Origin of the sequence: Anaerostipes sp. (assembly GCF_018381315.1) — a bacterium.
Taxonomy (GTDB): domain Bacteria; phylum Bacillota; class Clostridia; order Lachnospirales; family Lachnospiraceae; genus Anaerostipes.
Window position 1 is genome coordinate 1 of the sequence record NZ_JAGZSD010000005.1, and the last position, 23,768, is coordinate 23,768.

The 23,768-nt window shown below is 45.5% G+C and carries 27 protein-coding genes; 4 read left to right on the plus strand and 23 right to left on the minus strand.

All coding sequences use genetic code 11. The features are described 5' to 3' along the window. From KH180_RS05000 to KH180_RS05045, 10 genes are all read right to left on the minus strand, one after another. The coding region (locus KH180_RS05000; protein ID WP_290757254.1) for an SDR family NAD(P)-dependent oxidoreductase at positions 1-259 on the minus strand (259 nt) is incomplete at its 3' end. 124 nt (positions 260-383) lie between these two features. Further along, on the minus strand, positions 384-1,232 hold the full coding sequence (locus tag KH180_RS05005; RefSeq protein WP_290757257.1) for a MurR/RpiR family transcriptional regulator: 849 nt from the start codon (positions 1,230-1,232) through the stop codon (positions 384-386). Between the two features lie 13 nt (positions 1,233-1,245). After that, the gene (locus KH180_RS05010; RefSeq protein ID WP_290757260.1) at positions 1,246-2,508 is read right to left on the minus strand and encodes a zinc-binding dehydrogenase; all 1,263 of its coding nucleotides are present in this window, start codon (positions 2,506-2,508) and stop codon (positions 1,246-1,248) included. Between the two features lie 23 nt (positions 2,509-2,531). After that, positions 2,532-3,374, minus strand: a complete 843-nt coding sequence (locus tag KH180_RS05015) for a PTS system mannose/fructose/sorbose family transporter subunit IID (RefSeq protein WP_290757263.1) — start codon at positions 3,372-3,374, stop codon at positions 2,532-2,534. A gap of 20 nt (positions 3,375-3,394) precedes the next feature. Further along, positions 3,395-4,225 carry a PTS mannose/fructose/sorbose transporter subunit IIC gene (locus KH180_RS05020; RefSeq protein WP_290757265.1) on the minus strand — a complete coding sequence of 277 codons (831 nt, stop codon included), beginning with the start codon at positions 4,223-4,225 and terminating at the stop codon, positions 3,395-3,397. Between the two features lie 27 nt (positions 4,226-4,252). Next, positions 4,253-4,726 (minus strand): mannose/fructose/sorbose PTS transporter subunit IIB, encoded by a 474-nt coding sequence (locus tag KH180_RS05025; protein ID WP_290757268.1) that lies wholly within the window; start codon positions 4,724-4,726, stop codon positions 4,253-4,255. Continuing rightward, entirely contained in the window at positions 4,726-5,148 is a 423-nt protein-coding gene (locus KH180_RS05030; protein ID WP_290757270.1) for a PTS sugar transporter subunit IIA, read from the minus strand. Before KH180_RS05030 ends, KH180_RS05025 begins: the two co-directional genes overlap by 1 nt. Positions 5,149-5,392: 244 nt before the next feature. Continuing rightward, positions 5,393-6,049, minus strand: a complete 657-nt coding sequence (locus KH180_RS05035) for a tetratricopeptide repeat protein (RefSeq protein WP_290757272.1) — start codon at positions 6,047-6,049, stop codon at positions 5,393-5,395. A 94-nt stretch (positions 6,050-6,143) separates the two neighbouring features. After that, positions 6,144-7,490, minus strand: coding sequence for an MATE family efflux transporter (locus KH180_RS05040; protein ID WP_290757274.1), 1,347 nt, complete (start codon positions 7,488-7,490; stop codon positions 6,144-6,146). Positions 7,491-7,688: 198 nt separating this feature from the next. After that, entirely contained in the window at positions 7,689-9,383 is a 1,695-nt protein-coding gene (locus tag KH180_RS05045) for a S8 family peptidase (protein ID WP_290757276.1), read from the minus strand. Between the two features lie 199 nt (positions 9,384-9,582). Between KH180_RS05045 and modA the strand changes: the two genes are divergently transcribed. From modA to KH180_RS05060, 3 genes are read left to right on the plus strand one after another with little or no spacing between them, the layout of a single operon-like run. Beyond that, entirely contained in the window at positions 9,583-10,383 is an 801-nt protein-coding gene (gene modA, locus KH180_RS05050; RefSeq protein WP_290757279.1) for a molybdate ABC transporter substrate-binding protein, read from the plus strand. Next, positions 10,383-11,066 carry a molybdate ABC transporter permease subunit gene (gene modB / locus KH180_RS05055; protein ID WP_330624411.1) on the plus strand — a complete coding sequence of 228 codons (684 nt, stop codon included), beginning with the start codon at positions 10,383-10,385 and terminating at the stop codon, positions 11,064-11,066. Before modA ends, modB begins: the two co-directional genes overlap by 1 nt. Beyond that, entirely contained in the window at positions 11,063-12,118 is a 1,056-nt protein-coding gene (locus tag KH180_RS05060; protein WP_290757282.1) for a sulfate/molybdate ABC transporter ATP-binding protein, read from the plus strand. The genes modB and KH180_RS05060 overlap by 4 nt, the downstream gene beginning before the upstream one ends. Before the next feature lie 108 nt (positions 12,119-12,226). On the opposite strand, the gene KH180_RS05065 is transcribed toward KH180_RS05060, so the two are convergent. The 6 genes from KH180_RS05065 to KH180_RS05090 all read right to left on the minus strand — a co-directional run bounded on the left by KH180_RS05065 (position 12,227) and on the right by KH180_RS05090 (position 17,119). Then, positions 12,227-12,799, minus strand: coding sequence for a nucleotidyltransferase family protein (locus KH180_RS05065; RefSeq protein WP_290757285.1), 573 nt, complete (start codon positions 12,797-12,799; stop codon positions 12,227-12,229). A 3-nt stretch (positions 12,800-12,802) separates the two neighbouring features. Continuing rightward, positions 12,803-13,792 carry an XdhC family protein gene (locus KH180_RS05070; RefSeq protein ID WP_290757288.1) on the minus strand — a complete coding sequence of 330 codons (990 nt, stop codon included), beginning with the start codon at positions 13,790-13,792 and terminating at the stop codon, positions 12,803-12,805. A gap of 11 nt (positions 13,793-13,803) precedes the next feature. After that, on the minus strand, positions 13,804-14,679 hold the full coding sequence (locus KH180_RS05075) for a methionyl aminopeptidase (RefSeq protein WP_290757291.1): 876 nt from the start codon (positions 14,677-14,679) through the stop codon (positions 13,804-13,806). A 133-nt stretch (positions 14,680-14,812) separates the two neighbouring features. Next, complete coding sequence (locus KH180_RS05080; RefSeq protein ID WP_290757293.1) at positions 14,813-15,622, minus strand: ABC transporter permease subunit; 810 nt, start codon at positions 15,620-15,622, stop codon at positions 14,813-14,815. Beyond that, entirely contained in the window at positions 15,615-16,505 is an 891-nt protein-coding gene (locus KH180_RS05085) for an ABC transporter ATP-binding protein (RefSeq protein ID WP_290757295.1), read from the minus strand. The genes KH180_RS05080 and KH180_RS05085 overlap by 8 nt, the downstream gene beginning before the upstream one ends. Then, on the minus strand, positions 16,502-17,119 hold the full coding sequence (locus KH180_RS05090; RefSeq protein ID WP_290757298.1) for a TetR/AcrR family transcriptional regulator: 618 nt from the start codon (positions 17,117-17,119) through the stop codon (positions 16,502-16,504). Before KH180_RS05090 ends, KH180_RS05085 begins: the two co-directional genes overlap by 4 nt. Positions 17,120-17,296: 177 nt before the next feature. Between KH180_RS05090 and KH180_RS05095 the strand changes: the two genes are divergently transcribed. Continuing rightward, positions 17,297-18,709, plus strand: coding sequence for a phospholipase D family protein (locus KH180_RS05095; protein ID WP_290757301.1), 1,413 nt, complete (start codon positions 17,297-17,299; stop codon positions 18,707-18,709). 56 nt (positions 18,710-18,765) lie between these two features. Here KH180_RS05095 and KH180_RS05100 read toward each other — a convergent pair whose 3' ends face one another. The 7 genes from KH180_RS05100 to KH180_RS05130 are packed head-to-tail and all read right to left on the minus strand — an operon-like array spanning position 18,766 to position 23,723. Further along, positions 18,766-19,218 (minus strand): threonine/serine exporter family protein, encoded by a 453-nt coding sequence (locus KH180_RS05100; RefSeq protein ID WP_290757303.1) that lies wholly within the window; start codon positions 19,216-19,218, stop codon positions 18,766-18,768. Further along, positions 19,215-19,973, minus strand: a complete 759-nt coding sequence (locus tag KH180_RS05105; RefSeq protein ID WP_290757306.1) for a threonine/serine exporter family protein — start codon at positions 19,971-19,973, stop codon at positions 19,215-19,217. The genes KH180_RS05100 and KH180_RS05105 overlap by 4 nt, the downstream gene beginning before the upstream one ends. 10 nt (positions 19,974-19,983) lie before the next feature. After that, complete coding sequence (gene yqeC / locus KH180_RS05110; RefSeq protein WP_290757309.1) at positions 19,984-20,679, minus strand: selenium cofactor biosynthesis protein YqeC; 696 nt, start codon at positions 20,677-20,679, stop codon at positions 19,984-19,986. Positions 20,680-20,738: 59 nt separating this feature from the next. After that, the gene (locus KH180_RS05115; RefSeq protein ID WP_290757312.1) at positions 20,739-21,503 is read right to left on the minus strand and encodes an ABC transporter permease subunit; all 765 of its coding nucleotides are present in this window, start codon (positions 21,501-21,503) and stop codon (positions 20,739-20,741) included. Then, positions 21,500-22,417 (minus strand): ABC transporter ATP-binding protein, encoded by a 918-nt coding sequence (locus tag KH180_RS05120; protein ID WP_290757928.1) that lies wholly within the window; start codon positions 22,415-22,417, stop codon positions 21,500-21,502. Before KH180_RS05120 ends, KH180_RS05115 begins: the two co-directional genes overlap by 4 nt. Continuing rightward, positions 22,417-22,617, minus strand: a complete 201-nt coding sequence (locus tag KH180_RS05125) for a PLD nuclease N-terminal domain-containing protein (RefSeq protein WP_290757315.1) — start codon at positions 22,615-22,617, stop codon at positions 22,417-22,419. The genes KH180_RS05120 and KH180_RS05125 overlap by 1 nt, the downstream gene beginning before the upstream one ends. Beyond that, on the minus strand, positions 22,614-23,723 hold the full coding sequence (locus KH180_RS05130; RefSeq protein WP_290757318.1) for a helix-turn-helix domain-containing protein: 1,110 nt from the start codon (positions 23,721-23,723) through the stop codon (positions 22,614-22,616). Before KH180_RS05130 ends, KH180_RS05125 begins: the two co-directional genes overlap by 4 nt. Between the last annotated feature and the right edge of the window lie 45 nt (positions 23,724-23,768).

Here is a 23,768-nt window from a genome sequence, read left to right on the forward strand (position 1 = left end):
CTAACACATCCACCGTGCCGAATGTATCCACTGTTTCTTTTACCATGGCATCCACATCTTTGGCGCTGGTCACATCCGTCTTCACATAATGGAACTTTCCGTTTGCCGTATCAAACTCCGGCACTTCCGGTGCCATATCAGAGACAACCACATTGCAGCCAACGTTTAAAAATTCCTGGGCTACTGCCTTTCCGATTCCGGATGCCCCTCCGGTTACGATGACGGTCCTGCCGTTAAGTCCTAACCATGATTCATTCATATTAAAAGCCCTCCATTTAAAAGCCATTAAACCTAATTTTATTGATTCTTCATTTTATATCTCAGGGCAGATAACGGCGGACTTCAGATCTTTCCAGAGCCGGCTGCTGATAACAGAGAAAAACTCATATTTTATCTTCTGCCACTGATTGTTCGTGTTCTGACAGATTCTTAAAAGAATCCCATTTCGTTGAAAAGAGCAGCAAAAAAAGACTGTCAATTACTGCCATTGCTGCCATTCTCGTAAAACTGACCTGATCGTGGAACACCTGCTCTCTCGTTGCTGTTACAAGTGTATAATCACTGGCCTCTGCCAGCGGGGATTTGGCCTGATTTGTGATGGCGACAACTTCTACTCCGTTTTCTTTTGCAATGTTGGCCATATTCAGCAGATGCCTGGAAGCTCCGGATGCAGAGATTGCTATCATAACGTCGCCTTTTCTCATAGTCCTGGCATAGGCCTCCTGGGTTTCCCATATGGTAGAACTGACTGCCGGGATACCAAGCTGGTTAAACTTATAAGATCCGTCCAGCGCCACCGGAATCGTATTTCCCATAGCGGTAAACTCCACCACATTGGCATTCAGGATCAGGTCTATGATCCTCCTGAGCATCTTTCCGTCAATGCTGCTCAGTGTCTCCTTCAGTTCTTCCATCTTGCTGGCCATAATATTTTTCAGAGACTGTTCAATATTGTCTATGCTGATCTCATTGGAAAACTCATGATCATCCTGTTCCCGCATTTCCTTTGCCATCTTGATCTTCAGATGGTGATAACCATTGCATCCGATCTTCTTGCAAAACCGGACAATCGTAGCCTGGCTTGCTTCACATGCCGCAGCCAGTTCTGACACTGACATCTCAATAGCCTTTTCCTGATGATTCATCAGATAATCAGCGACCTTCTTTTCGGCATCAAACAAACTGTCATACGCGGAAAATATCTGATTCCTTACCGTTGCTTCCTTTGCCATAAAACTCTCCCTTTCAAATCTCTGGAGCGTTTTCTAAAAAATATGCCTCTGCTTCTGCGCTCCATAAGTGACCGTGCTTTTCAAGAATCGGACGGAGTCCTTCTATTATTTTATTGTCACTTATTTCGTTCAGGTTGTCAACTTGTGTCAGCGGGAATTCCCTGTGTGTATAGACAACCTTTTTCCCTCCGCTGAGCTTGGGAAGCTGTTTTGTAGTCTCTGCCACATGGTCAAGCCCCAGAATATGGGTTGCGATCTTTGCCACATTGACGGTTTTGTTTTCGATCAGTTCAATAGACTGTTTCATATCGTCCGTATTTCCGCCGCTTGTACCGATAAAATGTGTGGAATTGTAGTGCACATTATAGAAGTTAACCGGTGCTGTAAACGCTGTGTCTGCAGGTCCTGAGAAGAAATTCAGGCAGCCGTCAAATGCCAGCAGCTTTTCTCCCTGGGTCACCATCTGTTCGTTCGGTGCAAAAACAAAAACATCGTCAAATCCGCGGTGGTCTTCTGTCATCTCCCGAATCGGAACACTGAAATCTTCCATCTGTCTTGTATTGACATAGATAAGCTTCACTCCCTGGCGCTGCGCCTCTTCCTCTGTGTACAGCTTTCTTGCCAGATCCAGCTTGGATTCTGTTCTTCCGGTAACAACCAGCGTACCCGGTTTTTTCGGTCCGTGCAGGGCAAAATCAATCGCTAAAAATCCCATAGGGCCGGTGGCCCCTAAGATTGCCAGATTTCCGCCTTCTTTGATTCCCATCACATGATCGTAGCTGTACATTTTTTTATGATGATACTGGGCATTAAATGCTCCGACTACACATGAAAGCGGTTCCACCAGTGAGCCTTCAAAGAAGGACTCACCGTTGTATTTTAAAAGAGAACCGTTTTCCATGATTTGATTCATCAGTACGATCTTTGTGGCGTCACCGCCCACATAAGGATAGGAATACCCCGGCGCATAGCCGTTTTTCGTCCCGATATTGGGCTGGATAACAAATTTGTCTCCTGCCTGATACTGGTCTTTCCACTTTTCTCCTACTTCGAGAATTACCCCGCAGAATTCATGTCCCAGAATAATTGGATTTTCTTTGATGTCTTCCGGCACCTTTTTATGTTTTTCTCCCTGTATGGCCGCCTTATAGCTGGACATACAAAGACTGTCTGTCACTACCTCCGCAAGAATCTCATCTTCTTTGATCGGAGGAAGTTCAAATTCTTCCAGTCTGATATCTTCCTGTCCATACAGTCTCACTGCTTTTGTCTTCATTCTTCACTCCTCCCAGAGAATCTTTACGCTCCTAAAATACCCAATCCATAACCGATGATACCAACTGCAAATAAGATGAAGATGATCAGGATCGGACTGATGTTTTTCTTTAACAGACGGCAGACTACTAAGGTCAATACAAGTCCAAGCAGCCCCGGCAGTAACTGGTCTAAAATATTCTGTACCGTTGTGATGGTCGTTTTACCGTTTGCAGTAACTTTAGAGACAACCAAAGGCACATTGATGGTAGTCCATTTGGAAACAAGTGCTCCCATGACGAACAGTCCAAGGATTGATGCACATTCTGTCACTTTCTGAAGCATGTTGCCTGCAAGATTCTTTACCAAATCAAGACCTTTTTTATAACCGAATTCCAATCCGAAATATAAAGCGGCCAGACGAACTGCATTAAACAGCACAAAGAATAAAAGAGGCCCTAAAACATTTCCTGTCAATGCCATAGATGCACCGATAGCTGCTGTGATCGGACGCAGGGTACCCCAGAAGATCGGATCGCCGACTCCGCATAAAGGCCCCATTAAACCAATCTTAATACTTCCGATAGTTCCCTCATCAATGTCCGCTCCGTTGGCTTTTGTTTCTTCCAGAGCCGCAGTCACGCCGATTACCGGTCCGGCACATCCCGGAGTTACATTAAAGAATGTCATATGGCGCTTTAATGCTTCTGACTGCTCCTCTTTTGTATGGTAGAGGCGTTTGATTGCCGGCACCATATCGAATGCAAAACCAAGAGCATGAATCCTCTCAAAGTTGAAAGATGCCTGCTGGAAGTTACTTCTTAAAAACATGTTGATGCGGTCTTTTTTTGTCAATGTATTTTGTGTGTTTTTGATTTCTTCACTCATATCTTGTTTCCTCCCTTTTCTTAATCCAATTCGTCGTCTAAATCGTCATCCAGGTCTGCATCCATTGATGCCCCGCCTGCCGGAGCTGCGGCTGCCACAGCTGCTTTCGGCATATTAAATTTAGGATTTAACTGTATGTAAATAAGCCCGAATACAATACCCATGATACCAAATGCAACTAAGTTAAAGTCTGTGAATGCCGCAATGACGAATCCTAAGAAGAAAAACGGCATGAGATATTTTGCTCCCATCATGTTTAATACCATGGCATATCCTACAACAACGATGAAACCGCCGGCTACAGAAAGTCCTGTGGTAATTACGTCCGGAATCATGTTCAGCATGTTCTGGACTCCGGAAGGATTTACGACCATTGATACTAAAAGACAAGGGATCGCAACACGAAGTGCCTGTACTGCCAGTGCAGTGATATGGCAGATATCAATCATCCTGAAGTTTGCATCTTCTGCATACTTATCTGCAGCATGCTGGAAGAAGATTGTAACAGTTCTTGCCAATACGGTGAGTACCTGTCCTGCAACAGCTACCGGAAGTGCAATAGCAATACCTGCAGATACAGACTGGTTTCCAACGATGACCAGAATGGTGGAAATAACACTGGCAAGCGCAGAGTCCGGAGACTGTGCTGCTCCGATGTTCATCCATCCAAGTGCGATCATTTCAAGTGTTCCTCCAAGCATGATTCCTGTCTTTACATCACCGAGGATGATTCCGACTAAAGTACATGCGATCAGCGGTCTGTGTGTCTGGAATGAATCCAGTACGCTTCCCATTCCTACAATACATGATACGATAAACAGCAATACAATTTGAATTCCTGATAATCCCATAATAGTTCCTCCCTTTCTTTTCCTCTATCAGATTTTTGTCATTAAGTCGATTTTGTTATCTGTCGCTACCGGACGGATTTCTAATTCCACCCCAAGCTCGTGCATTCTGCGGAATGCTTCCTTGTCACTTTCATCTACAGACACAGCCTTGGTGATCTGTTCTTTTCCGGTCTTAAATGCCATTCCCCCGATGTTTACACTTGTGATCGGAACTCCGCCTTCAATCATCCTTAATACATCCTGCGGACATGTGAATAAAAGAAATACCGTGTCATTTTCATATTTCGGATTGTTATAGACGCGGATTGCTTTTGCGATGTCTACTACGCTGACTTTGATTCCCGGAGGCCCCACCTGTAAAAGCAAGGTCTTTCTGATATCATCCTTTGCCACCTCATCGCTGCATACAATGATTCTTTCCGCATTTGCTTCCTTAGCCCAGACAGTTGCCACCTGACCGTGTATCAGTCTGTCATCGATTCTGCATAAATTGATTTTCATTATAACTCATCCTCCTCTTCTTCCTCGTTCTTTTGGTTTAACAGAGTTTTACATGATTTTATGTAAGTGTCTTTTCCGAGTTTCTCATACACTTCCCATGGACGGATTCCTTCCCAGGTCTCTCTGATGCCAACCACATCAAGGAGCATCGGCAGGCTCAGCCCGGAAATCACATCTGTGTTTTCCATCTCTGCTGCAATCTGAAATGCTGCATTATAAGGACTTCCCCCAAATAAATCTACCAGGAACAGGACATCTTCCCCTTCAGCCATATGTTCTTGATACTTTCGCTTCAGGTCGTCTGCATTTTCCCCCGGAACGAAGGTAACAGCTTCGGCATTCTCAATTCCTCCGAATACCATGTTGGCTGAATTGACCACTTCCTGTGCCAGTTGCCCGTGGGCAGCGATGATCAGTTTCATACATTTCCTCCTTTAAAGTAACTTTATTTTGTTTCTTAAAATTATGTGAAACTTTATTTTATGTTTATATTTTAACCATAAAACTTTATTTTGTCAATAGATTTATCTAAGAAACAAAACTTTATTTCGCACAAATTTATTCTATGAAATCTGTCAAATCTGCACAATACTAAAATGCCAAAGGCAAATAGTTTCCCTATGCAATAAAAAAAGAACGTGTGCCCTGCGGGAGCACACGCTCTTTTTATCTTGTCTCTAAAAATGTAGCTTCTTTCTTTCCTTTTTCATCGTTCGGGTAAGCTTTTACATACTCTTTTGCATACTTATACGCTGTCTTAAAATCAAACTTTGACTCATACAGGCTGATCCTTGCAAACATCAGCTCCTTTTTCCTCGTTGTGACCTTCTGCTCCAGTGCTTTGTTCACAACAGCAAGTGCCTGATCATACTTCTTTTGTTTTGCCAGGATGCCATACTTTGCGTAATAGCTCTCTCCCTCAGAAGGAAGGGCGGCGATGCCTTCATCACATACCTTAACAGCCTGTTCCTCCTGTCCAAGTCCTGCGTAACAGAGAGCTTTCCACTCATACGCTCTTCCCTGAGGCTTTTTTTTAATAATCTGATCGTAAACCTCAATGGCATCTTTGTACCGTTTCAGCTGATACAGGGATTCTGCCTGATAGAACATCACGTCATTTTTCTGGCTCGTCCACACCAGCGTCTTTTTGCCGGCCGCTTTCTGAAATGCTTCATATGCCTTCTGGTATTCGCCTTTGGTGAGATACTCAATTCCTTCATTCCCTGAAAGTTTCTGGGTTACATACTCATATCCAAGAAATCCTGCCCCGCCGATCACAACAACCAGCACTGCAATCAGGACTGCCTTTAACTTTTTATCCATTTAAATTCTCCTTTACACTTCAAGTCATTATGATTTTAACACAACATACGCAAAAATTCATCTCAAATTGTCATCTTAAGGAAAATGTGAGTTTTTAAACTGTCTGCTTTCTTCTCTGGTGCTTTCTGTACAATAACAGGGCAGCCAGAGCTGCCGCTGTCTCAGCCACAGGGAAAGAAATCCAGATTCCATTGGCTCCCAGCCTGGACACCAGAAGGAGAGATAAGACCGGAATGATAAAAAACTGTCTCAGAGTAGAAACAGCCAAAGATGCCGTTCCTTTTCCCAGTGCCTCAAAGACACCGGAAAATACCACTCCCACTGCTGAAAATATGAAACCAATACTGATAATTCTGAAAGCCATAACCCCCATTTCCATCAGGTCTCCTCCTGCATGGAACAATCCCATGATCTGTGCAGGCAGAAGACAGAACAAAGCAGTTCCCGCAGCCATGATACCGCCTGTCACCAGCAGGCTGAAACGGATGGTCTCTTTTACCCTCTGGTGCTGCCCGGCACCGTAATTATAGCTGATGATCGGCCTCATCCCCTGAATCAGCCCGTTGGACGGCATATAAATAAAGGTCTGCACCTTAAAATAGATCCCTAAGACAGCGATCCCTACCTCTGAAATACCTGCCAGAATTCCATTTAAGATGGAAATCAGGATAGAAGGCAGAGACATCGTGATGGCAGAAGGAACCGCAACCATATAGATTCTTTTCAGCAATTCTTTATCAAAGGAAAATCCCCGGAATCTGATATGGATGAAATGTTTTCTCCGAAACAGCAGAAACACAGCCAAAAGACAGGCACTCCACTGTCCGATGACTGTGGCGATTGCCGCCCCGGCCACTCCCAGTCTGGGAAAGAAACCCCATCCAAAAATAAAGAAAGGGTCTAATATGATGTTGATTAAAGCCCCCATAGCCTGAAGAATCATGGGGATTTTCATATTTCCCATAGCCTGGAAAATCTTTTCTATTGCCACATGGACAAGAGAGCCTGCAGACAGAAGCACCACAATATATGTATATTGGCTGCTCAGTGCCAGAACTTCCGGATCCTTTGTAAACATGCCCAGATAAGCACGGATGCCGAGAAGGCCTGCCGCAATAAACAGCAAAGCATGTATTCCTGCCAGCACCAGCCCGTGAGCTGCAGCCCGGTCTGCCTTTTTGGTATCCCCTGTGCCGTGGCTCATGGCTATACATGCGTTAATGCCCACACCAAGGCCGACTCCCACAGATAAGATCAGATTCTGCAGTGGATAAGCCAGTGATATGGCCGTAATGGCATTCACTCCCAGTCTGGCCGCAAACATGCTGTCTACGATATTATAGAGAGACTGGATCAGCATGGACACCATCGGAGGAACTGCCATGGAGATCAAAAGAGGAAATACCTTTTTTGTACCCATAGGATTTAAAGAAGTATTCATAGTCATTCCTTTCGCATTTGTGCGCATCCCGCACGGAGCGCCTTTTTATTACATAGGGAGGTTCAAAGAACTTTCCTATATAAAAATGAAAAGCTATATGTTTTTCTGTTTATCAAATCAGAAACAGAAAAACATATAGCTTTTTGAAGCAGAGTTAGAATACCATAAGGCCTGCTGCTCTGTCAAGAGGCCTGCTCTTTAGTCAGGCAGGCTGTCCCTCACACAAAGTTTTCCGTACCCCACCTGCGAATTTGGATATTCCGTAAATCCCGGCATCTCCCTGGCCCCCTTCTGCAGATATGCTTTGATCTTCTCGCCGTATAAAAAAGGATCATTTCCTTTTATAATTCCCCACTCCATTAAGAGAGCAGCGCTGCCGGTCACAAATGGGGTAGCCATGGATGTTCCGCTCATTCTTGTATTTCCCCCGCCCGGACTTGCCCCCAGGATTCCCACACCCGGAGCTGTGAGATCGGGTTTTTCCATACAAATATTCAAATCTCCCCTGCCGGAGAATGAGGCATACGAATTATTATACGCATCATAAGCACCAACCGAAATCACACTCCTTGCCGTAGATGGAATTGTCAGTGTCAGATCCAGGCTTGGCTCCAGAAATCTGGTTCCCTCATTTGTTCCTGAAGACACGGGCAGCCACATATAGTAATCCCCTCTCACCACCTGCACTGGTTCCATATAAAGCAGCCACTGTCCGCTCTCAATTTCTTCCCTCTGGGGTACAAACGAAAAATAAATTTCCTGCAGACGGTTGTACGGTGTGGGAGAACCATAATAGACATAAACCGTCGTGGATCCATAGCGGTAGTCGGTCCTTCCTGTCTGGTCCAGTATCTCCCGGCGCTCTCCCGAAGGACTTGTAAGCCAGATCCTGAATACATCCACATAATTCTTCCAAAGCTGAAGATTCAGGCTTTGTTCATAAGGAGCCACCGCAAATATCACTTCTTCCGGCTGTCTTAAACAGCCTTGTCTGTGTCTTCCCGAATCTCCTTCGTTTCCGGTACCGATGCAGATGGCAGTCTGCCACTGGTTCGCCATCTGGGCAATGTAGGTCTCAAGCAGGGAATTTCCCCGGTGGTCGCCGTAATTATTTCCGTAGCTTAAATTAATGCTGACCGGTTTTTGGTTTCTCTCCGCATACCGGATCACATACTCCAGGGCCGTCATCAGCTGCGTTGTCTTGGGAAATCCCTGTTCTGTGGTATTCCCAAGCTTTACTACAATCAGGGAAGACCTGTCGGCTACCCCCTGCCTCCCTGCACAAATCGATGCAACATGAGTTCCATGGCCGTTGGTGTCCCTGCTTGGAACAATCTCTCTTGCCTGGGCAGACGGTGCCTTTAATGCGCGGTTGATCTCTTCTCTGCTGTAAATACTCCCCTCATAAAAACCTTCCGGAGGATTCCCCGGTATCGTCTGATCCCACAGCACTTCGATCACCGTATCACCCTGGTCATTCAAAAAGTCCGGATGAAAAACATCAATACCCGTATCAATCACGGCCACGTAAACACCTTCTCCGTGCAGCCCGCTTCTTCCCTCCCTGACAGACAGTATACATGACGCTGCAATCCCTGCCTGGTCACTGAGCAGAAGACTTTTAGGCTTCTCCATATAAATAATTTGGGGCAGCCTGGAGAATGCATCAATCTCTTCTTCCGGCAGATAAACCACAGCATACTCATTGCTCAGTTCTTCCAGGCGGCCGCCTTCAGGCACCGGCAGATCGCTGATATCTCCAATATACCGGATGATCAGCTCCCACAGATCCTGTACACTGTCATATCCCACATCCAGCTCCCTGCTTTTTTCCCGCTCTTCAGGTGTTAAACTCAAGGAAAGATTCAGCTGGTTTTCTAATTTTTCATCCATAATAATCTCCGCATTTACCCTGTTATTTGAATCTATGATCTGTCTCCTCTCCATCATTTATAGTTTTTCTCTATTAATACTGCCCATCTGTATCCTTTCCACCCATTTCCAAAACAATCCTCTCCCTTCTATTTACTTTTCAAATAACATCAATGAATTTTTTCATGTAAAGTAGAATCATCAAAAAGGAGGAAATGTTATGAAAAAGAAAAAACAAATGTTTGCTGTGCTGGCCGCAGCAGTTCTTTCCGCAGCTTTGCTGTCCGGGTGCACTTCCAATGATAAAAAGACAGGCGGGAAAAAAACCACCACACTGACTGTCTCCGCAGCTGCGAGCCTTACGGATGTGACAAAAGACATTGCTAAAAAATATAAAGAAAAAGAGCCGGATGTAAAGCTCAATTTCTCTTACGGAAGTTCCGGTGCACTTCAGACACAGATCGAAGAAGGTGCCGAGGCAGATATTTTTATGTCAGCGGCTCAGAAACAGATGGATGCCCTCTCAAAAAAAGGGCTGATCAATAAAAAATCGCGTACTGATCTGCTGGAAAACAAACTGGTTCTGATCGTTCCAAAAGACAGCAAGACTTCCATCAAATCTTTTGAGGATCTGGCCAAATCAAGCGTCAAAAAAGTGGCACTGGGAGAACCAAAATCAGTTCCTGTAGGACAGTATTCCGAAGGGGTCTTTAAAAAACTTGGAATATTGGATAAAATAAAAAAGAAAGCAAACTATGGAAGCGATGTCCGGCAGGTCCTCACCTGGGTAGAAAGCGGTGAGGTAGACTGCGGAGTCGTCTATATGACAGATGCGAAGATATCCGATAATGTTAAAGTTGTCTGTGAGGCTCCTGAAAAGGCAGCCGATCCTGTCATTTACCCTGTTGCCGTTTTAAAGGACAGTAAGCACCAGGAGCAGGCCCAAAAGTTTGCAGATTACTTGAAAACCGATGAAATACTGAAGCTGTTTGAGTCTTACGGCTTTCAAAGGGTAAAATAATGATGGATTTATCTCCTCTGTGGATCTCACTAAAAGTGGCCATGATGGCTACTATATTTACATTCATCCTGGGCATCTGTGCTGCCCGGGCAGTGGTAAAGTTAAAACATGGACAGGCTGTCATTGACGGCCTGTTTACTCTGCCTTTAGTCCTCCCTCCGACCGTTGTAGGATTTTTTTTGCTGCTCATTTTCGGAAAAAACAGTCTGATCGGACAGATATTTTCCCAGTTTGGTTTTTCCTTTGTGTTTTCCTGGCAGGGAGCTGTCATCGCCTCCACGGTTGTCTCATTTCCCCTGATGTACCGCACAGTCCGCGGTGCACTGGAACAGATTGACCCGGAATACCTGTATGCAGCCAGGACTCTCGGCATGACAGAAGGAAAAATATTCAGACGAATCATCATTCCCATTGCCTGGCCCGGCATCCTGGCCGGGACGATCCTTTCTTTTGCCCGTGCCCTGGGCGAGTTTGGCGCAACCATAATGATCGCCGGCAACATTCCCGGCAAAACCCAGACAATGTCAGTAGCCGTTTACACGGCAGTACAGGCAGGCGACCGGGAAAGTGCTTACCTCTGGGTCCTCGTTATCGTTTGTTTTTCTTTTATAATGATGATTGCCATGAACTTCTGGACGTCGTTCCAGGTGCGTTTAGCCCGCCGGAAAGGATGGAAAAAATGAGCCTTTATGTAGACATCGAAAAACATTTCCCCGAGTTCTGCCTGAAAACAAAATTTGAGGCTGGCAACGAAGTTCTTTCCATTCTTGGCGCCTCAGGGTGCGGAAAAAGCCTCACCTTAAAATGCATTGCAGGAATTGAGACACCGGACCGGGGACGCATTGTACTGGACGGAAGAGTTTTATATGATTCCGGCAGGCGCATCAATCTGCCCACAAGGGAGAGGAACATCGGATATCTGTTTCAAAATTATGCCCTGTTTCCCCATATGACGGTGAAAGAAAATATCGCCTGCGGACTGGACCCCAAAAATACCAAAGACATAAGCAGCTGGATTGAAAAGTTTTACCTGACAGGACTTGAAGATCATTACCCGGCACAGCTGTCCGGCGGCCAGCAGCAGCGCACGGCCCTCGCCAGAATGCTCGCTTCCGGCCCCTCTCTGATTATGCTGGATGAGCCTTTTTCTGCTCTGGATGATTACCTGAAATGGCAGCTGGAACAGGAGCTCAGGAGCACGATACGTGATTTCCCCGGCACTGCCCTGTTTGTCTCCCATAACCGGGATGAGGTTTACCGCATGTCTGACAGAATCGCCGTCATGGGGGACGGCCGCTTAAAGACTGTCCAGGCTAAAAAAGATCTGTTCCAAAACCCGGAATCCCTGGAAGCAGCATTTTTAACCGGCTGCAAAAACATGACCCATGCTGAATATGTGGATGACCACTCATTTTTTGCCTCTGACTGGAATATCACTTTACACTCAGAGATTCCGGTTCCAAAAGATATTCAGTACGCCGGATTCCGCGCCCACTATTTTACTGTTGTGCCGGACGGTTCTCTTCCCAATACTATGGAATGCACCATTACCGAAATCATTGAGGATACCTTTTCCATGATTATTTTATTCAGAGAGTGTTCCAATCAAAAAGCCGGTGATTGGACAAATCTCCGTTTTGAGCTTCCAAAAAGCACATGGAAGGAACAGAAAATAAAAAATACAGATACGCTTTTTCTCAGATTTCCGGAAAACCAATTCCTTCTTCTGAGATAATCCGCCGGAAGCTTGTACATTTTCCAAGCCCAATTAGATCTTTAAGCGGTCAAAAAGGGAAGCCAGGCAGTTTCTATCTTTGCCTGGCTTCCCTTTTTGGTCTGAATGTCATTTCATTTTATCCGGTGTGTCAATATCTTCTGCTTCCTCTTCCCTGATTTCATATAAGAAAACATCTTCAGGATGTCTATTTACCACCTGCTTGCCGCCGCGGTCACCTTGTATGGAAAGCAGCTCTTGGGCATAGCAGCTGTGGAACACACACGGATTTTTTGCTGTACCCTGCACTGAAACGCACCCGATCCCTTTTCCGCTCTCTAAAAAACGGCAGAGAAATTTCCTGACCGTTTCCTTTTTGAGACTCGGCTGGTCCGCTGTAAAAAAGGCATAGTAATCCTCATCCTCCAAATTTGCCTTCAGTCCGATCTGCATGGAAGAAGAAATCCCCCGTTCGCTGTGACTGTTAATCAGACATCGGATGCCCATCTTTTCTGCTTCATCCGAGATCTCCTGATAGCGGGTCACAACGGATACATCTGCTTCCTTAAGTTCTTCTGCCAGTTCTGCCATAAGAGTCATTGTATGAAGAAACATGGCTTTCCCATCCACCGGGTATAAAAGCTTATTGGAACCGAATCTGCTGCTGAAACCTGCTGCCAGCAGGATCATGTGAATCTTCATATACTAAATCCTTTCAAAAAGAATTCTTACATGTCCGCCGCACACCATTCCAAGATTGGAGGCATCTTTTACTGAGAGATCGTATTCCTTCACCTGCATATCTGATATCTGGCCGGCATCCCGGCATGCCGTATATTCCACATTGCCGCCCCCGATGCTTCCCGCAGCAGCCTGCCTGCTGTCCCCTAAAAACATCTTGCTGCCGATTCCCCTGGGGGATGAACCGCTTTTCGAAAGGATCGTCATCATAACTCCGTGCTGTCCTTTAAGAACCGCATCTGCCACGTCCATGTCTGCAAAACCGGTATAGCGGCGGTTCTTTTCCTGAACAATCTCCGCCATAATGCTCATCGCGATTTCCTCAGGAAGCTGTCCGCCCAAAGGAAGTCCGATAGGAGAATGCATAGACTCAACCTTTTCTTCTGAAAAACCTTCTTCCATCAGCGCCTTTTTTGTAATCTGTACTTTTGTACGGCTGCCGATCATGCCAAAATATGCAAAGGGATGGGATAATACTGCCCTTGCACAGGCCCTATCCCCCTGATGCCCCCTGGTCACCGCCACATAAAATGTATTTTCATATTCAAACAGTTCCTCAGGCAGACGGTCAAAGCTGCAGCACAAGAGATGATCCGCACACGGAAAACGCTCTGCAGTGACAAACTCTTTCCTGTCATCCACAACAGTAATTTCAAATCCCAGTATTTTGCCGATCTGGCAGACGGGCTGTGAGACATGCCCGCCGCCGAGGATCAAAAGTCTGGGGGCTTTTAAAAACAGTTCCACAAAAATTTCGCGTTTCCCTATCCTGACTGTTTCCGTCTGTTCAATCCTCCGCAGATCCGGCATAAAGTCGTTCCAGAAAGGTTTTCCGTGTACTTCATTTTCTGTGTAAATGCATTTTTCTCCAGACATCGGTCCGGAGACAATGGTGGCACAAAATACCTTCCCCCGTTCCTTCAGTATTTTAAATAACAATTCATATGCAGACAAACAGACACCTCCTAATATGCCAAAACTTCGTACCCCGTTTCCGTCACAAGGACCTGAATCTCCCACTGGGCAGAAGGAAGACCGTCGGCAGTATAGACACTCCAGTTATCTCCCCCGTCGGTGTAAACCTCATCTGTACCCATGTTCACCATAGGTTCGATGGTAAAGACCATACCCGGAACCAAAAGCATCTCTGTACCTTTTTTTGTCACATAGCTGACAAAAGGTTCCTCATGGAACTCCAGTCCAACGCCGTGGCCGCCGATCTCACGGACTACCGTATAACCGTTTTCTTTGGCATGGTCGTGGACTGCCTGGCCCATGTCTCCCATAAAGCCCCATGGCTTCACCTGTTCAAGTCCCAGTTCTACACATTTCTTTGTCACATCCACAAGCTTCCTTTTTTCTTCGCTTACATTTCCAATACAAAACATTCTGGATGAATCAGAGAAATACCCCTTGTAAATCGTAGACACATCGACATTGATAATATCCCCGTCCTGCAGTACGATATCCTCAGAAGGAATGCCGTGGCATACCTGTTCATTGATGGATGTGCAGACACTCTTTGGGAACCCTTCATATCCAAGAGGTGCAGGGACTCCACCAAGCTCCTCAGTCTTTTCATACACAAGCCGGTCAATCTCTTCTGTGGTCATCCCTTCTCTGATATGCTCTGCTACGTAATCAAGGACCGCTATGTTGATTTTTCCGCTCTCCCTGATCCCGTCAATCTGTTCTGCATTCTTGAGAATAAATCTCGGCGGCACAATATGTCCTTTCCGCGCAAATGCCTCTATTTTTTCATCGAAAGCCATATGGCAGGCTTTATATTTCTTATTGCTTCCACACCAGCAGGCATCATTTCTTCCCAATTTCCCTATCATGTTCAGTTCCTCTTTTCTAGAATAAATTTTCTCCTTAATATTATACCTTATCGTGCGTAAGCACGCCAGCCCGAAGGGCATTAAATGGATATAGCGTCTGCCGTAGAAAACAATGTTCAAACAAAAAACGCACTTACAGAGGCAGGTCTCTTTTTCGGAATCTGTATTTCCCTGCTTCATAAAAAGCAATCCCGATCAAAAGCAGAACCGCCGACATTGCCAATGCCCTGGTTTCGCCTTTTAAGAGGGCATCTCCGTCAAATAGTGTAAACACTGTGGCATATTTTAGATTTTCCAGCTTATCTCCCATATTGGAAAGCATCTGAAGCAAATAGAATGCCATAAAAACTCCCACACTGACGCCCATGGATTTTCGGCTGTCGTTGCAGATACAGGACATAAAAAAGAAAAATCCGCTGATGCAGATATGGAGACAGAGCAGGCCTGTATTCAGCCTGATGAACTCTGACATATTCAGATCACCCGGGAACATGATCTCGGAGCAGACAATTCCAAGCACTGTAATATATACAATCAGCAGACACACGCTGGCTGCAAGAAAAAATCCCTGAGTGCGCACAGTCTTTCTTCTGGAATGGGGTGAAGAAAGTATCAATGCCATGGACCCTAAATCTACATACCGGGCTACCAGCTTATTTGCAGCGAACAGTTCATAGATCATCGGAAGCACCAGCAAAAAGAACCCGTATAAATATGTTTTTAAGAAGCTCTGGAGCGTTGTCCCCGGATTGGTCATCCCTGCGGCAGACATAAGTCCGGGCATTGCCTTTTCAAACTGTTCCAGCATGTTTCCCAACTCCGGTTCAAACATAGATATCATGACACTGACATACATCGATGCAACCGCTGCAATGATCAGAAATACTTTATAATTGGATTTTATCTCCCTTTTTAAAAGCGGCAGTACAAAAAATCTACTCATTGGAATCACCTCCGTAAAAATGTAAAAACAAATCTTCCAGACTCTGTTTCTGTTCTGTCAGGTTTAAAATACGGTACTTGCCCAGGCAGCGGATAAAATCCGTCATCTCTCCCTTCACTGCAGCCGTAACCTGGCATTCTCTGACTGCCCTTACCCCTTTTATCTCACCTGACAGCTTCTCAGCTTCCGCTTCCGATGCCAGTGTGATATTAAAAATCTTCTGCTTATTCTTCTTCAGTGTATTCATGTCTTCCACAGCCACGATTCTTCCCTCTTTAATAATGGCTGTACGGTCGCAGGTCCTTTCCACCTCCTCAAACATATGGGAGGACATAAGGATCGTTGCCCCGCGCTTTTTTTCTTCCCGGATCAAATCAATAAACCGGTTCTGCATCAGCGGGTCCAGCCCGCTGGTAGGCTCATCCAGAATATACAAGTCCGGAGAATTCATAAAAGCACAGACAATCCCGATTTTCTGCTTCATTCCCTTGGACATTTTCTTAATCTTGCCTCTTGGGTCCAGAGAAAACATCTCCATAAGTCCGGACATTCTTCCAAAGTCCTTCATCCCCTTCATCTCTGCCATAAATCTCAGAAACTGTTTTCCTGTCATGTCATCCATAAATGCAATCTCTCCCGGCAGATATCCTAAAGACTCATGGATTTTTTTGGCCTCCCTGAAACAGTCCTTTCCTCCAATCGTACATTCTCCCCCGTCAGGAGTGGAAAATCCCAGAAGATGACGGATCGTTGTTGTTTTTCCCGCACCGTTAGGCCCCAAAAAGCCAAGCACCTCTCCCTCTGTGACAGAGAATGAGACGTCAAAGATTCCCTTCTGGTTTCCATAGTCTTTTGTCACATGTTTCATTTCTATTGCTTTCATAAGCACTCCTCCCGATAGACACTCTTTTTAACCCATCCCATCCAGCGTTTATAATCCCCGCATATCCGGTCCAGATCAAAGTCAGGCTGCCGCACAGCATCCCGCATATATCCGTCCCCCAGATAATATAGAAGCATAAAGACATCCTCCGGGCTGACATCCTCCCTGAACTTGGAAAAGTCCACCTCAGGAAACCAGCGGGGAAACATCTCCTGTAAAAAAATCTGATTCCTTTCTTCCAATTCTTCTTTTACAGCCTCATTATCCTCATATTTGGCTTTCAGTATAAATCCATTAATGAAGGGGTTTTTCTTCATCAGTTCAGATTTTACACGGATGGACAGTTCAAACAGTTCAAAAAAGTCATGCACATCCTTAAAATTCGTGTCTTCAATCAGTGTTATAATAGTCTCCATGATATGGTCGTACAAATAAAGATATAATGTTTTCTTATTTTTAAAATAGTAAAATAAAAGACCCTTTGAAATTCCTGCCAGTGCAGCCATCTGGTCTGTTGAGGCATGCTTATAGTCATTTTCGGCAAAAACTTGTATGGCGCTGTCTATGATCTTCTGCCTTTTTTCTTTCTCCAGATTTAAAAACTTTTCATTCAAGATACTACCTCCATTGACTGGATTGGTTAATAATTAAGTTTGATTATATTCTATTGACCCAAAAAAACAACCCCCTGCTCTGTGTATTTTACACTGTATTTTCCCTGACATTGTAAAAATGCACTGGGTAAGGTACAATATATTTCATAAAACTACGAAGGAAAACAAGGTGATCCTATGAAAAAGAAAAAAAGTACGATCTTAAAAAGAATTTTGTTTCTTATCCTGATTGTTATACTGTATGAAGCCGTCGGCGCCTGTCTGCCCTTTGCTTTTCAAAAACCGGTCAGTGACTCATATAAAAATAAGGTGGATGTCTCAGCTTTCAGGGGGACAGGGAAAACAAAGGAACGGGCCGGCATTGTGGAGACCAACAAAGGCGCACTGGACACAAGGCTTGCTATGATCCGGGAGGCAAAAAAGAGTATTGTCATCTCTACCTTTGATATTCGGGAAGGCAAAAGTACAGACGACACTTTTGCCGCCCTTCTTGACGCTGCCGGCCGTGGTGTGAAGGTTCAGATTCTTGTGGACGGGCTGTACGGAATGCTGCACATGAACGGAAAAACTGTTTTCCAGGCTGCCGGAAGCCATCCTAACCTGGAGATCAAATTTTATAATGAACCTGATTTTCTAAAACCCTGGACCATCAACGGACGTCTCCATGACAAATATGTCGTTGCTGACGGTTCCATCCTGCTGATGGGCGGCCGGAACATGTTTGATTATTTTATCGGGGATGACAGCCGCGGCAGTATCGGGTATGACCGGGAAGTGCTTTTGTATTCCCAGAACAAAAAGGGAGCCATTCCTCAGGTTCTCTCCTACTTTCAAAAGCTTTGGGAGTCCTCTGACTGTAAAACCGTATTTAACGGATCTTCTTCCGGCAAAAAAGTGAAAACAGAGATCAAATATCTCTCCTCCCGGTATGAGAAGATCAAAAAACAGATCCCTGAAAAAACAAACTGGGCTAAAAAGACTATCCCTGTAAAAAAGGCTTCCTTTGTCACTAATCCAACCCATATCGGCAACAAAGAACCATATGTATGGTATACCATGCAGCAGCTCATGCTCACAGCGAAAAAAGATGTGACCATCCAGACCCCGTATGCAGTCTTTTCCAAAGATATGTATCAGGGCATGGAAGAACTCACCTCCAAAGTGCCCAGCGTGGAAATGCTGGTGAATTCTACTGCTGCCGGAGACAATTTTATAGCATCCTCCGACTATACCATGAACCGCCCCAAGGTCCTCAAAACCGGTGCACAGGTCTATGAATTTTTCGGAGACCACTCCTGTCACGGAAAATCCATTGCCATCGACAATGATCTGTCTGTCATAGGTTCCTATAACTTTGATATGCGCAGCACCTACCTGGATACAGAAACAATGCTGATACTGGAAGGACAGGAACTGAACCGGGAACTCCGGGGGCACATGGACCGTCTGAAATCCCAGTCTTTGCAGGTTAATGCTGACGGAACCTATGTTCCAAAACAGGGAGTGCACAAAAAAGAGCTGACCACATCTAAAAAACTGATCTTTAGATTAAGTTCCGTCTTCCTTCAGCTTTTCCGCTATTTAGCATAATACTGCAGATGGATATGAAAAAAAAGAAAGCAGAGTATCTGCTTTCTTTTTTGTATCTATTTCTTTTTTGTCTGCATGGATTTCACGCCGTTATAGAGCCTGTATACAGATGAGATCATCATAATCCCTCCGGATACAGCCATCGCTATAATCAGTGTCCTCTGTCCGTAGAGCATAAATAAATCCCAGTTTTTACCCACCGCGTAGTTCATAGTGTAGTATAACTGCCCCCCGGGGACAAGAGGTATAATCGCTCCGATCAAAAAGATCGTGGCAGGACTTTTCGCCAGCCTGGCCAGCGCTTCTGCATATACCGTCGCCGCCATTGATGCGGCAAAATTCGGGATAAATGTACTTGTGGTCATAGAAGCTGCAGCCAGATAAACCGTCCAGGAGACAAGACCTCCAAGGCCCGCAAAAAACAGCTTTTTCCCTCTCACATTAAATAAAATAGAAAATCCGAGAGCTCCGATAAACGAAGAAAGAACCTGTATCGCCTGTGTTATCATAAGATACCTCCCCATAATACCAATGCGGTAAAGGACCCTGCCGCAAGAAAAACAGCAGTCACCACTACTTCACAAAGCCGTATCATACCTGCCATCACATCTCCGCCTATAATATCCCGAATGGAGTTGACAAATGCCACTCCCGGTACAAGGAGCATAATGTTTCCTATAATAATCGTACCGTAATCCCTGGTGACACCTAAATGAGCCAGTAAATATGCAATGCTTGCCACCATAAAGGCTGCAGCAAAATCGGAAAACATAATGTTGGAGTCCAATTTCTGGAGGCCTGCCATCAGCCACCAGACTGCGGCACCGCAGACAGCACCGATCATTCCTTCCACAAATCCGCCGCCGAAAAAGACCGCAAATGTCCCGGCAATCAGAGAGGCAATCAGACACTGGATAGGCAGGCTGTAGATCTTCTCCTGTCGTATGTCTGAAAGCTTTTCTTCCAGATAAGAAATATCCGGCTTTTCCCGGCACACATATCTGGACAGATCATTTAACTGATCTAGCTTATGAAAATCTGTCTTGTAATATTTAATCCGCTTTGTCTGGGTAAACACATCTCCGTCCTCTGTTGTCACCGTTACAACAATGCTGGACGTGATGGTGAAAGCCTCTACTTCCCTGGCCCCGTAAGCCAGGCATATCCGCTCAATGGTATCCTCCACTCTGGAGACACCGGCTCCGCTGATCAGCATCATTTTTCCAAGATCCATTGCCTGGATCAAAACCTGCTTTAAAAACATAGCAACTCCTCTACCGTAAAATCACCGGATAACGGCAGTCGAAATGTGCTCCGATCCTGGCTGCCTTTTCGGTCAGTTCCTTTGTGTCACACTGATTTAATAAAATAGAAAGAACCGCATCCGGATATTGTTTTCTCAGCATTATAACATATCCATCCTGGATCAGCCGAACAAAATCTTCACATTTAACAAAATCTTTACATGATTTTTGGAGAAGCCTGCACGCAAGTTCGGGACGGTGGCACACTTCCCCGATGGGACGGCCCAGAGCTCTCATGCCTGCAACAACAAGAATATGGCTGGTTCCCTCCGGTATAACCGGTTCTGTCTCGTTCCGTGCTTTCAGAGGAAGTTTCTTGGCTCCGTCTGCCTCCACCACAGTAAGATCCGCATATAAAACGGCTTCTTGGAACACATCTTTTGAAAGGCCCTTCATCTTTTCTCCCTCCGGAAGTCCGGCTGTGAGGACCTGTCCGGAAATCAGACGCTCCCGGATCTCTGCCGCATCCCCGGAAAGCAGCGTATGTTGTTCAGGTATTTCCATATGGGTGGTCGTTGTTACCAGAACCTTTTTTCCTGCCGCCGCCTGCTCCCCGGCGATTAGAAATACCGAGGTCGTCTTTCCGCCGGCCCCGGTTACTGCAAGGATTCCGTCTCTGATTCCGAGAGCTTCTGACAAAGAATCCTTTTTTCCAATACTCTTCAAATTTAGTTTCTCCTGATTTTTATTTTCTAACCTCCATTTTACTATATTCTTCCTATAGATTAAAGCTGCTTTTTCCTGAAAATCAGCACGGAAAGCAGAAAGAAAATAAGAATCATGCTGCCGGCCGTGACAAATCCTGCCGAAATATCGGAAAGCTTCAGGCTTCCTGAGATCAAGCCGGATGGTTCTGACACAAGCCTGACTGGATTATATTTCTGGATTTTTGGAATGATATTAACCAAAAACATGGCTGCCACCAGGCCGCCGGTAAACAGCAGGCTCGTATAACTGTTCCCTGACAGTACGCTTCCCAATAACCCGGAGGCCAGGAGCAGAACCCCGAACAGCCATACACCAAACAGTGCCGGCATCAGATTCCGGATATTATCTCCGTTCCAAAAATAAGCGGTGTATCCGTAAGTGATCCCATAGCAGAGCACATAGGAGACTGTCCACAGCAGAACTGACACTGTAAACTTAGAACACAACACTGTGACTCTGGAAAGGCCTTTCGTCACCATCAGCACTAACGTCCCCTTCTGCATCTCCCCTGCGATCATCCCGGAAAACAGGATATCCAGCACCGCAAGCCCTATCTGTCCGACATTTTTGAAGAACTGCAGCCATGAATCCACTGCCGTTGGCTCAGGGACCGCCATATTCAAGCCTTCGGGCATGAACTCTTTCACAAGCTCCGGAGTCATTTTGGCGATCAGAGGATTCATTATGCCAAACAAAATAAATACACATGCCAAGATCAGCAGACGGTAGCTTGAGACACTTTCCATCAATTCTTTTTTTGTAAATGCCCAGTAAGCTCTCATGAAACCACCTCCATAAATAAGTTTTCCAGGGTCGGCTTCTGCACTTCCAGCCTCTGGGGACAGATCTGTTTCTCTGCCATAACAGCCATCAGCTCTGTCTCCAGCCGCTTCATATCTGATGTGTGCAGAGCCATTCCTTCTTCCGTTTCTTCTATTTCAATGACATAACTTCTGTTCTTAAATTGATCTCTCACATACTTTCGTTCCTCAAAACTGCTGATGTCCAGAAGAAGACTGTCTTTTTTATGGCCTGCCTTCAATTCTTCAAGACTTCCTGACAGCACCAGCTTTCCGTCTTTTAAAACGGCCGCCCGGTCACAGATCCGCTCCACATCAGACAGCACATGGGTAGAAAACAGCACCGTTGTTTTTTCCCTGACTTTAAGGAGAATATCAAGGATTTCCTTCCGGCCGATGGGATCCAGTGCTGAAGTGGGTTCATCACAGATCAGCAGCTTCGGTTCATTGAGCAGAGCCTGGGCGATCCCCAGTCTCTGCTTCATTCCCCTGGAATATCCCCGGATTTTCTTTTTCACTCCGGAAAGGCCTGTCAACCCCAAAAGTTCACCGGTCCTGCGGGAAATTTCCTGTTTGGACAGCCCTGTCACTTCCCCGCAGAGTCTTAAGTACTGTTCAGCATTCATGTACCCATAGAATTCCGGCACATCCGGCAGATATCCGATCTGTCTGTTGGTCTTTGCAGATCCGCAGCAGACCGGCTCTCCTAACACTCTGACTTCTCCTTCACAGGCCTTTAAAAGTCCCAGGATGATCTTCATTGTCGTAGTCTTTCCGGCACCGTTCTGGCCCAGAAATCCATATACAGAGTGTTCCGGCACCTGCAGATTCAGTCCCCTTAACACCTGATGGCTGCCGAAACTCTTAGACAAGTTTGTTATTTCAAGCACATTCATCATTCTTCCCCTCTTCCAAACACAAAATAGGCCACCGGACCGAGGAACTGGATAAATACTACTGTCAGAACCCAAAACACACGGTTTCCGAACCGATAGTCTGGATGTCTGAGCACATGGACCAGTGCAGTCCCCATAAGGACCAGTTCCAGCAGGATCACCGGAATTAAAAAAGGTAAATATTCTGTCATTGTATTCATATTTCTGTTCTCCTTTTCATTCTTTTTACAATCTCTTTATATCTGGGATTCTTTTTGAGGGGATCCAAAGGCTGGATTTCCAGCGCACTTACCATAGAATCTATGATCATTTTATCTTCACGGGGAGCTTTGACGCCCAGGTCAAAATCCTGGAGCCACGGATCGATCAGATCAAAAAAATCATCTCCGTGAAGCGTAAACGGCAGCAGGCTTTTAACGCAGACATTCTCATATCTCTCCAGCATGCCGAGCGCTTTATCCTCTTTTTCCTGTTTTACATATCCTATGGCAGCTGCAAAATACAGCTGTGCCATGGCATTCCCATGCAGGCTCTCCACCTCAAATGCTTCGGTCATCTGAAGGGCTCTCTGAATCATCATCTCAAACTTTTCTTCATCCTGTTCATACAAGGTCAGCGCCTGTATGGTAAATGCCATCATCCCCATGAGATATTGGTACAGGCTTACCTGAACCGTCTCCATCGCCTTATCTTTATTTCCCAGCAGGCGGTAGGCCTCCACCAGAACCGTTGCATTATAAAGATCGGGGCGAATCTCTTCATCTAAAAGTTCCAGGACTTTTTCCGGCCTTCCTGCAACCAGTTCAATGCTTGCTTCCATTGTATTTGCCTGAGACGAAGCCGATACATCTTTGCTCTCCTCCTTGACCCTGCGGCAGAGTTCTGACGCTTTTAGCAGCACAGCCTCCTGATCCCCGGGGTCTTTCAGCAGCACATAATGATTAAAATACAGAACTACCATCTGCAGAAGAAGAGGAAAACAGGAATAATATTTTTTAACAATCTCTTCACACTCCTGAAAAACCTCTTCTGCCGGCCTCTTGGAAAATTCACCGGCAAGCCTGTGGTAAAGCCTGCGGATATCCTCTTTGGTCATCTGGGGCTCATATCCGATCAGTTCATCCACGCTGATATTAAAATATGCAGCCAGCTGCGGTAAAAACGTGATATCCGGATAGCTCTGCCCTGTCTCCCATTTGGAGACCGAGGCCTTTGAGACGCCTATATAGGCAGCCAGCTGATCCTGCGTAACTCCTTTTTCTTTTCTTTTTTTCATCAGTTTGTCTGCGATATTCAACTCTTTCATTTTCATCACCTCAATTACATTATATCCGTCTGCCGGAATGCTACA